This is a genomic window from Klebsiella sp. CN_Kp106 (assembly GCF_040064575.1).
In the GTDB taxonomy this organism is placed as follows: Bacteria; Pseudomonadota; Gammaproteobacteria; order Enterobacterales; family Enterobacteriaceae; genus Klebsiella; species Klebsiella michiganensis.
The window spans coordinates 32,888-46,706 of sequence record NZ_JBEAIG010000061.1; the positions used below are offsets into that span (position 1 = coordinate 32,888).

The window sequence follows — 13,819 nt, forward strand, 5'->3', positions numbered from 1 at the left end:
CGTCTAATTGTTTCAGGCAATTATTATGTTAATAATTAGTAAGCGGTTCATCATATCATGAGAATAATTATCAGGCATATACCGCCGCCCGATGAATTACGGTCTGCTGCGGTCCGGCGAATTCATCTGGATCACCAGCCAGTGGTGAATCACCTGCACCACGTAGCGCTGCTCTTCGTCGCTGAGGCCGCGCCCCCGCGGGATCGCGTGCCACTTTTCCAGACAGCCGCGACAGCAGGTCGCGGTGGCATGCTGGGCGATAAACACCGGATGTCCGCGCATCGGGGTCTGCTTACCGTCGTTAGGAATTTGCGCAGGGGCCAGCCGACTGGCGATAAAGTCCGCCGCGTGCTGGTCGATAACCTCCGCGCCCTTATCATAACAATACTTCCGTTCTTTCACGCCGAGGCGAAAACGGGAGCGAAAAGTGGAGCGCTGCAGGCGGGCAAACAGGTTTTCTATGGGCACCATCAGAATACCGACCTCCCCAGTTTTTGAGTGAGTTTTTCCAGTAAAGCGATCCCGGCCAGCGAGTTCCCGGCGTCATCGAGCTCCGGGCTCCAGACCGCAATCGCCATCTCCTGCGGAACGATGGCCACAATCCCGCCGCCGACGCCGGATTTCGCCGGTAAACCGACGCGCCACGCAAACTCACCGGCGTTCTGATACATGCCGCTGGTCATCATCAGCGCGTTGACCTGCCGCGACTGAATGGGGGCGATAACCGGCGTCTCAAGGTGCGGAGCGATACCTCGGTCGGCAAGAAACAGAAAGGTGCGCGCCAGCTCTACGCAGCTCATCTCCAGCGAACAGTAGTGGAAATAGTTTTGCAGCACCGTGGCGACATCGTTATGGAAATTACCGAAGGATTTCATCAGCCAGGCTATCGCGGCATTGCGCGCCGAATGGTCGAACTCCGAGCGGGCAACCACCGGGTCATAGGCGATATCGCCCACACCGCTCAGACGACGCACGATTTCCAGCATCCGCTGGCGAGGCGCGCTGAGACGACTTTGCAGCATATCGCAGACCACCAGCGCCCCGGCATTAATAAACGGGTTGCGCGGTTTGCCTTGTTCAATTTCCAGCTGCAACAGCGAGTTGAAAGGCTGGCCGGAGGGATCTTTACCCACCCGCTGCCAGATCTCCTCTTCCTGATAGTGGTTCATCGCGACCACCAGGCTCAGGACTTTCGAGATAGATTGGATAGAGAAGCGCTCGTGCGCGTCGCCGGCGCTGTAGTGCTGACCGTCGACCGTACAGATAGCCACGCCGAGCTTATCGCCGCTGACGCTGGCCAGCGCCGGAATATAGTCCGCCACTTTACCGCGACCAATTAGCGGCCTGACTTCAGCCAAAATGGCATCGAGCATTGCGTTATTCATTACCGTCGCCACGCGCGGCTCCTTGCCAACAACAAAATTCGGGCGGTAATTATAGGCGCACGGGACGCGAAGAAACAGCCTCTTTCTCGCCCTCGCGTCGCCAGGGGGATGGTTCGCTCGTCAGCGGGGCGCCTGCCCGGGCTACCAAACCCGCAAATCGCACGAATCGGTAGCCCGGGAAAGGCGTTAACCGCAACCCGGGGATTTTTCCGCAGGCTAGCGGCGATCTCTCCAGACGGTCTGCACGTTGCAGAATTCATGCAGACCAAAATGGGAGAGCTCGCGGCCAAATCCGCTTTTCTTCACGCCGCCGAACGCCACGCGGGCATCGCTGGCGCAGTAGCCGTTGATAAACACTCCGCCGCACTCCAGCTCATCGGCAAAACGCTGGGCCTGCGCTTCACTGGTGGTGTAAACCGTTGCTGAAAGGCCAAATTCGCTGTCATTAGCCAGCGCCAGCGCGTGATCGGCATCGCGGGCTTCGGTAATCGTCGCCACCGGGCCAAACAGCTCCTCGCGGAAACCGGTCATCTCCGCGGTAACGTTTCCGAGCACCGTCGGCGCGTAGTAGTTGCCGGCGCCTTCGATTTTTTCCGCCCCCAGCAGCAGGGTCGCCCCCTCTTTTAGGGTCGCGCTCACCTGCTCGTGCAGCTCATCGCGCAGATCGAACCGCGCCATCGGCCCAATATAGTTCTGCTCATCGCGCGGGTCGCCCATTTTCAGCGCGGCAGCAGCGGCGACAAATTTCTGCGTAAAGGCCTCGGCGATGCCCGCTTCGACGATAAAACGCTTCGCCGCGGCGCAGACCTGACCGGTATTCTGGTAGCGACCTATCACCGCCGCTTTCACCGCCTCGTCAAGGTCGGCATCGTTAAGCACGATAAAGGGATCGGAGCCGCCCAGCTCCAGCACGCATTTTTTCAACGCCGCGCCGGCCTGTGCGCCAATGGCCTTCCCGGCGCGCACGCTGCCGGTGACGGTCACCGCGGCGATGCGCGGATCGTTAATCATTTGCGAAACACCATCGTTGGTGGCGTTCACCCAGCCAAAGACGCCATCCGGCACGCCCGCAGCGGCAAAAATTTCGCCGATCATCGCCGCGCTGCCCAGCACGTTTGGCGCATGCTTAAGCAGATAGCTGTTGCCCGCCAGCAGAATGGGCACCGCGCCGCGCAGCACCTGCCACACCGGGAAGTTCCACGGCATGACAGCGAGGATAGCCCCCATCGGGCGGTACTCAATCACCGCTTTATTGTCTTCAACCAGCGTCGCCTCGGTATTGAGCATCGCCGGGCCGTGTTCAGCATACCAGTCACAAAGATTGGCGGATTTAGCCACTTCGCCGCGCGCCTGGGCAATCGGTTTACCCATTTCGCGACTAATCATTTGCGCCAGCGCTTCGCCACGGGCGCGCATCGCGCTACCGACGTTACGCAGCGTCGCCGCGCGCTCCGCCACGCTGACGTTGCGCCACTGACGATACCCCTGTTCCGCAAGGGCAATGGCCGCATCGACCTGCTGTTCGCTGGCCCAGGGCACAGACGACAAAGTTTCACCGGTGGTCGGACTCACGGAAATCGCATGAGTAGCAGATAAATTCATCGTTTTTCTCTCTGTGTTGATTGCGAAGTGACCTTATTCTGGCTTACCCTTCCTTTCATTAAAAATGAATAATATTAAGCAACCCATTCACAAAAGAAGAACGCTATGGATCTGACCCAGCTTGAGATGTTCAACGCCGTCGCCAGCACCGGCAGCATTACCCAGGCCGCGCAGAAGGTGCATCGCGTGCCGTCAAACCTGACTACACGCATCCGCCAGCTGGAGGCGGATCTCGGCGTCGAACTGTTTATTCGCGAAAATCAGCGGCTGCGGTTGTCCCCCGCCGGGCACAGCTTTTTACGCTATAGCCAGCAGATCCTCGCCCTTGTTGATGAAGCGAGGATGGTGGTCGCCGGAGATGAACCTCAGGGGCTGTTCTCGCTCGGCTCGCTGGAGAGTACCGCCGCCGTGCGCATTTCCCCTACCCTGGCGCACTTTAATCAGCGCTATCCCAAGATTCATCTGGCCCTCTCCACCGGTCCTTCCGGTACCATGATCGACGGCGTACTTGAGGGAAATCTGAGCGCGGCGTTCGTTGACGGTCCGCTGGTGCACCCGGGGCTGGAAGGGTTACCGGTGTTCCCGGAAGAGATGATGATCGTCGCGCCCTTTGGCCACCCGCCCATTGCCCGCGCCAGCGAAGTGAACGGCGCCAGCGTCTACGCATTTCGCGCCAACTGCTCCTATCGCCGTCATTTTGAGAGCTGGTTCCACGCCGATCGCGCCACCCCGGGGCGGATCCATGAGATGGAGTCCTACCACGGGATGCTGGCCTGCGTCATTGCAGGCGCCGGACTGGCGCTGATGCCGCGCAGTATGCTGGAGAGTATGCCGGGCCATCAGCAGGTATCCGCCTGGCCGCTGGCCGAAGAGTGGCGCTGGCTGACGACCTGGCTGGTCTGGCGGCGCGGGGCGAAAACTCGCCAGCTCGAGGCGTTTATAGCGCTGCTGAACGAAGATCGACAAGCAGCAGCTTCTCCATAAAAATGCTTAACGGATCCGGCTGATACGGCGCAAAGGCGCTGCGGGTCTGGTAGCCATTGCGCGTGTATAACGCGACGGCGGCGTGCTGATGGATGCCCGTTTCCAGGCGTACGGTATGGCATTCGCGATTTATCGCCTCTTTCTCCAGCGCCGCCAGCAGTTTTTCCCCCAGCTGCTGGCCGCGATGGGCCGGGTGAATAAATACCCTTTTCATCTCGCCAACCCCCTCTTCGCCGAGCACGATGGCCCCACAGCCGACGGCCCGGTGCTGCGCATCGCGGATAATGAGCGCGATGACCGACGCCGCCGGTAGCGCGCTCAGGTCGATAAGATGATTGCTTTCCGCCGGGTAGAGCGTCTGCTGGTATGCGTCCAGCTCGGCAATTAAGGCGGTCAGATCCGGGTGATTTAGCGGGGTCGCGGCGATAGTGTACATAAAGAAGCTCCTTTTTTGAGCGTACTGTAGCGCGGGGCGTCCGCGGAGCCGCCATAGCATTAACTTATAGCTTCTGACCCGACTTGCGCTCCCCCCTTGAGAGGCAGTAATTTTGCGACATAACGTCTTTTATCAGGAAAATACGATGAATACCAAAGCGCGCAAGGTGATGATTATCGGGGCCGGAAACGTCGGCGCCTCAGCGGCCTACGCCCTGTTAAACCAGAATATTTGCGAGGAGCTGATCCTTGTCGATCTCAATAAACCACGCGCCGAAGCGCACGCTCAGGACCTGAGTGACGCTGCCGCCTACATGCCGGGCATGATGACGATTTCCACCCGGGAAGCCAGCGACTGCGCCGATGTCGATATCGCGGTCATCACCGTTTCCGGCGGCGCGCTCAAGCCGGGTCAAACCCGACTGGACGAACTGACCAACACGGCAAAAATCGTTAAAAGCATCGTCCCGCAGATGATGCGCGGCGGCTTCAACGGCATCTTTTTGGTTGCCACCAACCCCTGCGACATCATCACCTGGCAGGTGTGGCAGCTTTCGGGCCTGCCGCGCGGCCAGGTGCTGGGTACCGGCGTCTGGCTGGACACGACGCGCTTACGCCGGGTACTGGCCCAGGCGCTGGATATCGGCGCGCAAAGCATCGACGCCTTTATTCTTGGCGAGCATGGCGATACCCAGTTTCCGGTGTGGTCACACTCGGCGGTTTACGGCTCCGCCATCGCCGATGTTTACCACAAACATACCGGCCAGGCTCTCGACCGGGAGCTGATTGCCGAAAAAGTGCGCAAGCTGGGGTTTGAGATTTACGCCGGCAAAGGCTGCACGGAGTACGGCGTCGCCGGAACCATCGCCGAAATCTGCCGCAATATTTTCACCGGCAGCCATCGCGCGCTGGCGGTGTCGTGCATTCTTGACGGGGAATATGGCGTAACCGGCGCGGCGGCTGGCGTTCCCGCGGTGCTGACGCAAAGCGGCGTGCAGCAGATTATTGAGCTGCAGCTGGCCGATGATGAAGCGGAGAAATTCCGCCACTCTATCGAAGTGATTAAAGCCAATATCGCCCGTCTACCGTGATGGTCTATTTTCCCTGCGGGTTTCGCAGAAATAGCGCGCAGGATAAGTTTGCCGTGTAACCCACTCGGATTCGGGATCGGCGGGTCTGTTGCCGATCCCGTTTTATGATGAAGGGTGAGCTAGCGTAGCGTTATTACGCCATTTAAATAGGTCACCGCCTGGCCGCTCATCAATACGCGTTTTCCTTTCAGCTCGCAGCGCATATCGCCGCCGCGCGCGGAAACCTGACGCGCCAGCAGCTGAGTTTTACCCCGCTTTGCGCTCCAGTAGGGGATCAGCATAGTATGCGCCGAACCGGTTACCGGATCTTCCCACACCGCTTCACCGGGTGAGAAAAAGCGGCTAACGAAGTCATATTCCCCGCTGCCCGCGGCGGTCACGGTCACTTTATGTTCGCCAGGCGTCATCGCAGCAATATTCGGCCGCAGGGCTTCGACCTGCTCACGGGAGGCCAGTTCGATAAGCCATGCGCGCCCCTTGCGGGCATGCAGGTAGCGCTCAATCCCCAGCGCGGAGAGCATCTCCGCGGGCGGCTCGCGCTCTTCCGTTTCTCCCGCCGGGAAATCCAGGGTCAGCCAGTCGCCCTCGCGGCTCACGGTCAGCCGACCAGAAGCGGTCGCAAAGTGAATCAGCGCATCAGGATAATCCAGGTGATGAAATATCACGTGCGCGCTGGCAAGCGTGGCGTGGCCGCAGAGATTGACCTCATTGCGGGTGGTAAACCAGCGCAGCGCAAAACCATCGCTCTCAGGTACCACAAACGCGGTTTCCGACTGGTTGTGCTGCTGCGCCATTTTGAGCAGCAGCTCATCCGGCAGCCACTTTTTAAGCAGGCATACCGCAGCCGGGTTGCCGGAGAAAGGCTGGTCGCTGAACGCCGCCACCAGATAAAAAGGAATTTCCGTCACCGTCCCTCCTTAACGAAGCGTAATCGTGCCGATTAAGTAGGTGGTCGCCTGACCGCCGATCAGAACCCGGTCGCCCCGCCACTGGCAGCGCAGGTCGCCGCCGCGGGCCGACACCTGCCGCGCCTGCATATCCGTTTTGCCGAACTTCTCGCCCCAGTAGGGAATCAGCATACTGTGCGCCGAGCCGGTGACCGGGTCTTCCGCCACCGCCTCGCCCGGACAGAAGAAACGGCTGACAAAGTCATACTCTTCGTCCGGGGCGCTGATACAGATCATTTTGCCGAGGCGCTCAAGCAGCTGCATATCCGGACGCACCGCCTCCACCTGCTGGCGGTCGGCTAAAACCACCAGGTAATCACGCGCCACGCGGACTTCCACCGCGTCGCTCAGCCCCAGCCCGGCCAGCAGCTCCGCAGGCGGCTGCTCAACGGCGGTCGTCGCCCAGGCTGGGAAATCCAGCGTCAGCCAGTCGCCGCTGCGCGTGACGCGAAGCTCACCGACAAAGCGGGTACTAAATACGATTGTCGATGAGGGGTGGTCAAAATATTCAAAAATGACGTGCGAGGCCGCCAGGGTCGCGTGGCCGCAGAGGTTGATTTCGTACAGCGTGGTAAACCAACGCAGCTCATACCCCTCATCCGTACGCACAAAAAACGCGGTCTCCGACTGATTGTGCTGCTGCGCCATTTTCAACAGCGTTTCGTCCGGCAGCCATTCGGTCAGCGGGCAAACGGCCGCCGCGTTGCCGCCAAAGCTCCGATCGCTGAAGGCATCAACCAGATAAAAGCTAATTTCCTGCATTATTCTGTCCCTCTGTTTTTTTACTTATCGATAACATGACATAAACGTGAGAAATCCACACGTTTAATAGAAAAATTAATCCGTTAGTGCCGAAAATCTGGCTGAAGAGAAAATGAGATGTAGATCACAAAATGGTTGTATTTTCAGCAGCAATCGTTTTAAGATCGTCCCACTTCTTTCCTCTTTGTAACCAGCCCTGAACTTATGATGACAAATACGGTTTCACGCAAGGTCGCGTGGCTGCGCGTAGTCACGCTTGCGATTGCGGCATTTATCTTTAATACCACCGAATTTGCGCCCGTGGGCCTGCTGTCGGATATCGCCGACAGCTTTGGCATGGAAACGGCGCAGGTTGGGATTATGCTGACGATCTACGCCTGGGTTGTCGCCCTGATGTCGCTGCCCTTTATGCTGCTGACCAGCAAGATGGAGCGCCGTCGCCTGCTGGTTGGCCTGTTTATCCTGTTTATCGCCAGCCACGTGCTGTCGTTCCTGGCCTGGAACTTCAACGTGCTGGTGATCAGCCGTATCGGTATCGCCTTTGCCCACGCGGTGTTCTGGTCGATCACCTCGGCGCTGGCTATACGAATGGCGCCTGCGGGTAAACGCGCGCAGGCGCTGAGCCTGATTGCCACCGGTACCGCGCTGGCGATGGTCTTCGGTATCCCGATTGGCCGTATCGTCGGGCAATACTTTGGCTGGCGCACCACGTTCCTGGTCATCGGCCTCGGTGCGCTGGTTACCATGGTGTGCCTGATCAAGCTGCTGCCTAAGCTGCCGAGCGAGCACTCAGGGTCGCTGAAAAGCCTGCCGGTGCTGTTCCGTCGCCCTGCGCTGCTGAGCATCTATTTACTGACGGTGATTGTGGTGACCGCGCACTATACCGCCTACAGCTACATTGAACCGTTCGTTCAGACGGTCGCCGGCCTGAGCGGCAACTTCGCTACCGTGCTGCTGCTGACCCTGGGCGGCGCGGGCATCGTCGGCAGCATCCTCTTTGGTAAGCTCGGCAACCTGCATGCGTCCGGGTTAATTAACGCGGCGATTGGCCTGCTGCTGGCGTGCCTGCTGCTGCTGCTGCCCGCCTCGCACAACGCCAACCACCTGATGCTGCTGAGCGTCTTCTGGGGCGTGGCGATCATGATTATCGGTCTCGGTATGCAGGTCAAAGTGCTGGCGCTGGCGCCGGACGCGACCGACGTGGCGATGTCGTTATTTTCGGGGATCTTTAATATCGGCATCGGCGCGGGCGCGCTGGTGGGCAGCCAGGTCAGTACCCATCTGTCAATGGCGTCCATTGGCTATGTCGGGGCGATCCCTGCGGTCGTCGCGTTAGTGTGGGCGGTGATGATTTTCCGCCGCTGGCCGGTGTCGCTGGAAGATCAGCAGCCGCATCACTCCTGATCGTGCTGCTAAAAAAAACCTGCCGGTCGTGAGATCGGCAGGTTTTTTTACGTCTGGTATCAGGACGACGATGACCATCAGGCGTGATAAGTGGAAATAATCTCCAGCACGCCGTTAATAATAAACTGCACGCCCATACAGACCAGCAGGAAGCCCATCAGGCGGGAAATCGCCTCAATGCCGCCCTTCCCGACCAGACGCATGATTGCCCCGGAACTGCGGAGACAGCCCCACAGGATAATCCCGACCAGGGCAAAAATAATCGGCGGCGCGACCAGCACAACCCAGTCCGGGAAGCTCGCCCCGTGCTTTACCGTAGACGCTGAGCTGATAATCATCGCGATTGTCCCCGGCCCTGCGGTGCTTGGCATCGCCAGCGGAACGAAGGCGATATTCGCCGTCGGTTCATCCTCGAGCTCTTCCGATTTCAGCTTAGCTTCCATCGAATCATGGGCTTTTTGCTGGGGAAAGAGCATGCGGAAGCCGATAAAGGCGACGATCAGGCCGCCGGCAATACGCAGACCGGGAATCGAAATTCCGAAGGTGTTCATCACCACCTGGCCGGCATACCAGGCGACCATCAGGATGGCGAACACATAAACCGAGGCCATCAGCGACTGACGGTTACGCTCGGCGTTATTCATATTCCCGGCCAGGCCAAGGAACAGCGCCACGGTAGTCAGCGGGTTCGCCAGCGGTAGAATCACTACCAGTCCCAGGCCTATCGCTTTAAAAAGATCCATCATAGTGAATTAAGGTCCTGTCAATATTGGATTATCAAAAAAATGACGCGTGCTGAGTATATCGTCTGTTGCCAGATTGTACCCGTTCTCCTCAGGACGCATTCACCCTTCCTTCAAATCATAAGATAACAACGTGAAATAGAGTGACCTGCCTCACAACAATTCGTTTTAGCAAATCGTGGCATCGGGTAATTCATCAGGTTGACTTATATTTGCCTAGGCAATAATATCTCCCGCAACTAAGTCATTGCCTGGGCAACCATTGTGAAAAGTACAAGCGACCTGTTTAACGAAATGATCCCTCTTGGCCGCTTGATCCAGATGGTTAACCAGAAAAAAGATCGCCTGCTCAACGACTATCTCTCGCCGATGGATATTACTTCCACCCAGTTCCGGGTGCTCTGTTCCATTCGTTGCGAAGTGTGTATTACCCCCGTTGAGCTGAAAACCGTGCTTTCGGTCGACCCAGGCGCAATGACGCGCATGCTCGACCGCCTGGTCTGTAAAGGCTGGATTGAACGGTTACCCAACCCGACTGACAAGCGTGGCGTGCTGGTACAGTTAACGCCAGACGGCGCAGCCCTTTGTGAGCAATGTCATCAGGTTGTGGGTCAGAAATTGCACCAGGAACTAACAAAAAATCTGTCGACGGATGAAGTGGCCACTCTTGAGTGTTTACTCAAAAAAGTTCTGTCGTAATAAGAAGAGGTAAGATGATGTCCAGACGCAATAACGACGCCATCACTATCCATAGTATTTTGTCGTGGATCGAGGATAACCTGGAATCGCCCCTGTCGCTGGAGAAGGTTTCAGAGCGCTCAGGTTACTCCAAGTGGCACCTGCAAAGAATGTTCAAGAAAGAGACCGGTCACTCGCTGGGACAGTATATCCGCAGCCGTAAGCTGACCGAGATCGCGCAGAAGCTGAAGCAGAGCAACGAGCCTATCTTATACCTGGCCGAACGCTATGGCTTTGAATCGCAGCAAACGCTGACGCGAACTTTTAAGAACTATTTCGATGTTCCGCCGCACCAGTATCGTATTACCAACGTGCCGGGCGAGTCGCGCTACCTGCTCCCATTAAATAACTGTTGTTAACCGCCTGCAAAAAGACGTATTGAGGAAATCATGAAACTATTCGCTTCCGCCGCCATCGTGCTATTGGCGCTGGTCTCGAGCCAAAGTTATGCGGAGCAAACCAGCACCCCGGTTCGCCACAACAACCGGGATGCGATGATTATTCCTTCCGAACATAATGATTCGCCTTTTGATTTCAATCACATGGCCTCTGGCAGTGATAAATCAGATGAACTGGGCGTGCCCTATTACAACCAGCAAAGCCTGTAAAATCCCTTTAGCCCCGTGACCGGGGCTTTTTTTACCCCCGCGCCATGCCCGGACGCACGATCCGCAGGCCAAATACGTTGATATACAGCCCGGCCATAATCAGTACCGCGCCCAGCAGCTGCAGGCTATTCAGCGTCTCGCCGAGCAATAAGGCCGCGCTGGCCATCCCGACCACCGGCACCAGCAGCGACAGCGGCGCCACGCGCCAGGTTTCATAGCGGCCGAGCAGCGCCCCCCAAATACCATAGCCGACGATAGTGGCAATAAACGCCAGATAGAGCAGCGACAGGATCGTCAGCAGGTCGATATGCAGCAGGCTTTCCGCCATGACCTGCGGGCCGTCGAGGATCCACGACGCCAGCATAAACGGCAGCACCGGGATCAGCGCGCTCCATACCACCAAAGACATAATCGGCGGCCGGCTCGCATGCGACATAATTTTCTTGTTGAAGATATTGCCGCAGGCCCAGCTCAACGCCGCGGCCAGCGTCAGCATAAAGCCCACCAGCGGGACATGCTGGCCGCCGAGGCTGGCTTCGACCAGCACCAGTACGCCGAAAATCGCCAGCGCAATCCCCGCCAGCTGTTTCCCCTGCAAACGTTCGCCGAAAATAAACGCCCCGAGAATGATGGTGAAAAAGGCCTGCGCCTGCAGCACCAGCGATGCCAGTCCGGCAGGCATGCCGAGGCTAATCGCGCAGAACAAAAACGCAAACTGACCGAAGCTAATCGTCAGGCCGTAGCCCAGCAGCAGGCTCAGCGGAATTTTTGGCCGCGCGACGAAGAGCAGCGCCGGGAAAGCCACCAGCAAAAAGCGCAGTCCGGCAAGCATCAGCGGCGGCATATTATGCAGCCCCACCTTGATCACCACGAAATTCAGCCCCCATACCACCACCACCAGCAATGCCAGCAGCCCGTCTTTACGCGTCATACCCGCCTCGGTTGTTATTGGAATTTTTGCGAACAAAATCAAACTACCGAATAATTCGTCCGCCGCATAGATCATTATTTTCGGTAGGGCGCTGGCGTGCTTTTCATCCCCCCCGGGAACTATACAAGCCCCGGTTAGCGTGCTATTTGTGATCGTGACAACAAAAATAACATCACATCAGGCAAGGAAAAAATGATACCGACTCTCAGGCGCTCAACCGCAGCGCTGCTGGCTTCGTCGTTGCTGTTAACCATTGGCCGCGGCGCAACGTTACCTTTTATGACGATCTACCTCACCCGCCAGTACCAGCTGGAGGTGGATAAAATCGGCTACGCGCTGTCGAGCGCGCTGATCGTCGGGGTGCTGTTCAGCATGGGTTTTGGCATTCTCGCCGATAAGTTCGACAAAAAGCGCTATATGACGCTCGCCGTGCTGGCGTTTATTGGCGGCTTTATCGCTATTCCTCTGGTCAATAGCGTCGCGCTGGTGGTGTTTTTCTTCGCGCTGATTAACTGCGCTTACTCCGTCTTCTCTACCGTGCTGAAAGCGTGGTTTGCCGACGTGCTGTCGCCGGAAAAGAAGGCGCAGATTTTTTCCCTTAACTACACCTTTCTCAATATTGGCTGGACCGTTGGACCGCCTATCGGCACTCTGCTGGTCATGCACAGTATTAACCTGCCGTTCTGGCTGGCGGCCGGCTGCGCCGCCCTTCCGCTGGTATTTATTCAGCTGTTTGTGCAGCGCACCAGCGCCGCGATTGCTCAGGATAACGCGGTCCAGTGGTCGCCGTCGGTGCTGCTGCGCGATCGCGCTCTGCTGTGGTTTACCCTTTCCGGCCTGCTGGCCTCCTTTGTCGGCGGCTCTTTCGCTTCCTGCATATCCCAGTATGTGCTGGTGGTAGCGGACAGCGATTTTGCCGAAAAAGTGGTTGCGGTGGTACTGCCGGTTAACGCGGCCGTGGTGGTGGCGCTGCAGTATGCGGTTGGTCGTCGCCTTACCGCCCGCAATATTCGCCCGCTGATGACCTTTGGGACGGTCTGTTTTGTGCTCGGGCTGGGCGGTTTTGTTATTTCCGATAACAGCCTGCTGCTGTGGGGCATCTCCGCCGCCATTTTTACGCTCGGAGAGGTTATCTACGCGCCGGGGGAATATATGCTGATCGATAACATTGCGCCGCCGGGCATGAAAGCCAGCTACTTTTCCGCCCAGTCGCTGGGCTGGCTGGGGGCGGCGTTTAACCCGATGTTGACCGGGACGATTCTGACCCATCTGCCGCACTGGTCGCTGTTTGTGATATTGATGCTGGCGATTATCGCCGCATGGCTGATGATTTTCCGCGGCATGAACGTTCGTCCGTGGAACGGTAGCGCGGTCGCCCGCGCCTGATGCCAGGCGCCGTGCGGCTGTCAGGTTGCTGTCGCGTCCCTGTCGGGTTTCGATCGTGGTGCCCGACAGCCCGCTCGATGATACTCCATCTCAGGTTTTCACCCGGAGATAGAAACAATGAATAGTAGTCATCAGGTTAAACAATTACGTTTGCAGCGCGCCTGGTCGCAGGAGCAGCTTGCCGAACTGGCCGGCGTCAGCGTGCGCACCATTCAGCGCATCGAGAACGGCGACCGTCCCGGCCTCGAGACGCTCAGCGCGCTTGCGGCGGTATTTGAAGTTAACGTCGCCGAGATTAGCGGCGAATCGCCGGCGGGCCACGAAGCGTCGCTGGATTTACGTATTGAGGAAGCCAAAGCGCGCGTCGAACGCGAGAGCCGTTTTTACCGTTCATTGACGGTGGCCGTCGTCGTTTGCGTTCTGCTGGCGCTGCTGAACTGGCTGAGCGGCGCAGAGAGCTACTGGTCCGCATGGGTGGCGATCGTCTGGGGAGCGCTGCTGGTGGTTAAAGGGTTGCGTCTGTTTGTTTTTGGCGAATGGATTAATCGCTGGCGTCAGGCGCGCCTGCAGCGGCTGCTGCACAAATAGCCCTCTGCGCGCTTTTCCCGGGGGCGGCGCTGTCGTGCCTTGCCCGGGCTACGGGTCCATCGCCGTCTGCGAGCGGTAGCCCGGACAGATGCGCAGCATCGCCTCCGGGATACCATATCTAGTGCGGACTATGGCGATCTCCCCGGGGGCGGCGCAAAGCGCCTTGCCCGGGCTACGGGTCCATCGCCGTCTGCGAGCGGTAGCCCGGACAGATG

General features: G+C 58.1%; 16 protein-coding genes. 8 read left to right on the forward strand and 8 right to left on the reverse strand.

Features of this window, described 5'->3' with window-relative positions:
* Positions 1–96: 96 nt before the first annotated feature.
* The 3 genes from ABLU96_RS21020 to sad form a co-directional block, all read right to left on the reverse strand.
* A complete protein-coding gene (locus ABLU96_RS21020) occupies positions 97–471 on the reverse strand; it encodes a DUF4186 domain-containing protein (protein WP_064406383.1) in 375 nt (124 codons plus the stop codon).
* Entirely contained in the window at positions 471–1,397 is a 927-nt protein-coding gene (gene glsB / locus ABLU96_RS21025; protein WP_014229486.1) for a glutaminase B, read from the reverse strand. The genes ABLU96_RS21020 and glsB overlap by 1 nt, the downstream gene beginning before the upstream one ends.
* Positions 1,398–1,601: 204 nt before the next feature.
* Positions 1,602–2,987, reverse strand: a complete 1,386-nt coding sequence (gene sad, locus ABLU96_RS21030) for a succinate-semialdehyde dehydrogenase (protein WP_025105750.1) — start codon at positions 2,985–2,987, stop codon at positions 1,602–1,604.
* A gap of 105 nt (positions 2,988–3,092) precedes the next feature.
* Here sad and ABLU96_RS21035 point away from each other — a divergent pair, with 105 nt between their 5' ends.
* Entirely contained in the window at positions 3,093–3,971 is an 879-nt protein-coding gene (locus tag ABLU96_RS21035) for a LysR family transcriptional regulator (RefSeq protein ID WP_004851166.1), read from the forward strand.
* On the opposite strand, the gene ABLU96_RS21040 is transcribed toward ABLU96_RS21035, so the two are convergent.
* Positions 3,925–4,407, reverse strand: a complete 483-nt coding sequence (locus ABLU96_RS21040) for a GNAT family N-acetyltransferase (RefSeq protein WP_032749021.1) — start codon at positions 4,405–4,407, stop codon at positions 3,925–3,927. The two genes, ABLU96_RS21035 and ABLU96_RS21040, sit on opposite strands and share 47 nt — an antisense overlap.
* Before the next feature lie 145 nt (positions 4,408–4,552).
* Here ABLU96_RS21040 and ABLU96_RS21045 point away from each other — a divergent pair, with 145 nt between their 5' ends.
* The gene (locus ABLU96_RS21045; RefSeq protein WP_048263402.1) at positions 4,553–5,497 is read left to right on the forward strand and encodes an L-lactate dehydrogenase; all 945 of its coding nucleotides are present in this window, start codon (positions 4,553–4,555) and stop codon (positions 5,495–5,497) included.
* 119 nt (positions 5,498–5,616) lie between these two features.
* On the opposite strand, the gene ABLU96_RS21050 is transcribed toward ABLU96_RS21045, so the two are convergent.
* Positions 5,617–6,405 (reverse strand): PhzF family phenazine biosynthesis protein, encoded by a 789-nt coding sequence (locus ABLU96_RS21050; RefSeq protein WP_064406386.1) that lies wholly within the window; start codon positions 6,403–6,405, stop codon positions 5,617–5,619.
* Positions 6,406–6,414: 9 nt separating this feature from the next.
* Entirely contained in the window at positions 6,415–7,206 is a 792-nt protein-coding gene (locus tag ABLU96_RS21055) for a PhzF family phenazine biosynthesis protein (RefSeq protein ID WP_064357363.1), read from the reverse strand.
* A 204-nt stretch (positions 7,207–7,410) separates the two neighbouring features.
* Between ABLU96_RS21055 and ABLU96_RS21060 the strand changes: the two genes are divergently transcribed.
* The gene (locus tag ABLU96_RS21060; protein ID WP_025105754.1) at positions 7,411–8,610 is read left to right on the forward strand and encodes a sugar transporter; all 1,200 of its coding nucleotides are present in this window, start codon (positions 7,411–7,413) and stop codon (positions 8,608–8,610) included.
* Positions 8,611–8,687: 77 nt separating this feature from the next.
* Here ABLU96_RS21060 and ABLU96_RS21065 read toward each other — a convergent pair whose 3' ends face one another.
* Positions 8,688–9,356 (reverse strand): MarC family NAAT transporter, encoded by a 669-nt coding sequence (locus ABLU96_RS21065; RefSeq protein WP_004119839.1) that lies wholly within the window; start codon positions 9,354–9,356, stop codon positions 8,688–8,690.
* Between the two features lie 261 nt (positions 9,357–9,617).
* Between ABLU96_RS21065 and marR the strand changes: the two genes are divergently transcribed.
* The 3 genes from marR to marB are packed head-to-tail and all read left to right on the forward strand — an operon-like array spanning position 9,618 to position 10,699.
* On the forward strand, positions 9,618–10,052 hold the full coding sequence (gene marR / locus ABLU96_RS21070) for a multiple antibiotic resistance transcriptional regulator MarR (protein ID WP_004102349.1): 435 nt from the start codon (positions 9,618–9,620) through the stop codon (positions 10,050–10,052).
* Positions 10,053–10,069: 17 nt separating this feature from the next.
* Positions 10,070–10,450 carry an MDR efflux pump AcrAB transcriptional activator MarA gene (marA, locus tag ABLU96_RS21075; protein WP_004102351.1) on the forward strand — a complete coding sequence of 127 codons (381 nt, stop codon included), beginning with the start codon at positions 10,070–10,072 and terminating at the stop codon, positions 10,448–10,450.
* Positions 10,451–10,480: 30 nt separating this feature from the next.
* Positions 10,481–10,699, forward strand: coding sequence for a multiple antibiotic resistance protein MarB (gene marB, locus ABLU96_RS21080; RefSeq protein WP_004851184.1), 219 nt, complete (start codon positions 10,481–10,483; stop codon positions 10,697–10,699).
* A 31-nt stretch (positions 10,700–10,730) separates the two neighbouring features.
* Here marB and eamA read toward each other — a convergent pair whose 3' ends face one another.
* Positions 10,731–11,630: an O-acetylserine/cysteine exporter gene (gene eamA / locus ABLU96_RS21085; protein ID WP_014229493.1), complete on the reverse strand. Its 900-nt coding sequence runs from the start codon at positions 11,628–11,630 to the stop codon at positions 10,731–10,733.
* A 192-nt stretch (positions 11,631–11,822) separates the two neighbouring features.
* On the opposite strand from eamA, the gene ydeE reads away from it, so the two are divergent.
* Together ydeE and ABLU96_RS21095 are read left to right on the forward strand one after the other, a co-directional pair.
* Positions 11,823–13,016, forward strand: coding sequence for an efflux MFS transporter YdeE (gene ydeE / locus ABLU96_RS21090; protein WP_064378168.1), 1,194 nt, complete (start codon positions 11,823–11,825; stop codon positions 13,014–13,016).
* A gap of 117 nt (positions 13,017–13,133) precedes the next feature.
* Complete coding sequence (locus ABLU96_RS21095) at positions 13,134–13,604, forward strand: helix-turn-helix domain-containing protein (RefSeq protein ID WP_064406388.1); 471 nt, start codon at positions 13,134–13,136, stop codon at positions 13,602–13,604.
* The last annotated feature ends 215 nt before the right edge of the window (positions 13,605–13,819 follow it).

Excerpts from the sequence above, each read along its gene's own strand:
- ABLU96_RS21020 (WP_064406383.1), bottom strand. The coding sequence starts at position 471 with ATGGTGCCCATAGAAAACCTGTTTGCCCGCCTGCAGCGCTCCACTTTT.
- sad (WP_025105750.1), bottom strand. The coding sequence starts at position 2,987 with ATGAATTTATCTGCTACTCATGCGATTTCCGTGAGTCCGACCACCGGT.
- ABLU96_RS21035 (WP_004851166.1), top strand. The coding sequence starts at position 3,093 with ATGGATCTGACCCAGCTTGAGATGTTCAACGCCGTCGCCAGCACCGGC.
- ABLU96_RS21040 (WP_032749021.1), bottom strand. The coding sequence starts at position 4,407 with ATGTACACTATCGCCGCGACCCCGCTAAATCACCCGGATCTGACCGCC.
- ABLU96_RS21045 (WP_048263402.1), top strand. The coding sequence starts at position 4,553 with ATGAATACCAAAGCGCGCAAGGTGATGATTATCGGGGCCGGAAACGTC.
- ABLU96_RS21055 (WP_064357363.1), bottom strand. The coding sequence starts at position 7,206 with ATGCAGGAAATTAGCTTTTATCTGGTTGATGCCTTCAGCGATCGGAGC.
- ABLU96_RS21060 (WP_025105754.1), top strand. The coding sequence starts at position 7,411 with ATGATGACAAATACGGTTTCACGCAAGGTCGCGTGGCTGCGCGTAGTC.
- ABLU96_RS21065 (WP_004119839.1), bottom strand. The coding sequence starts at position 9,356 with ATGATGGATCTTTTTAAAGCGATAGGCCTGGGACTGGTAGTGATTCTA.
- marA (WP_004102351.1), top strand. The coding sequence starts at position 10,070 with ATGTCCAGACGCAATAACGACGCCATCACTATCCATAGTATTTTGTCG.
- marB (WP_004851184.1), top strand. The coding sequence starts at position 10,481 with ATGAAACTATTCGCTTCCGCCGCCATCGTGCTATTGGCGCTGGTCTCG.
- eamA (WP_014229493.1), bottom strand. The coding sequence starts at position 11,630 with ATGACGCGTAAAGACGGGCTGCTGGCATTGCTGGTGGTGGTGGTATGG.
- ydeE (WP_064378168.1), top strand. The coding sequence starts at position 11,823 with ATGATACCGACTCTCAGGCGCTCAACCGCAGCGCTGCTGGCTTCGTCG.
- ABLU96_RS21095 (WP_064406388.1), top strand. The coding sequence starts at position 13,134 with ATGAATAGTAGTCATCAGGTTAAACAATTACGTTTGCAGCGCGCCTGG.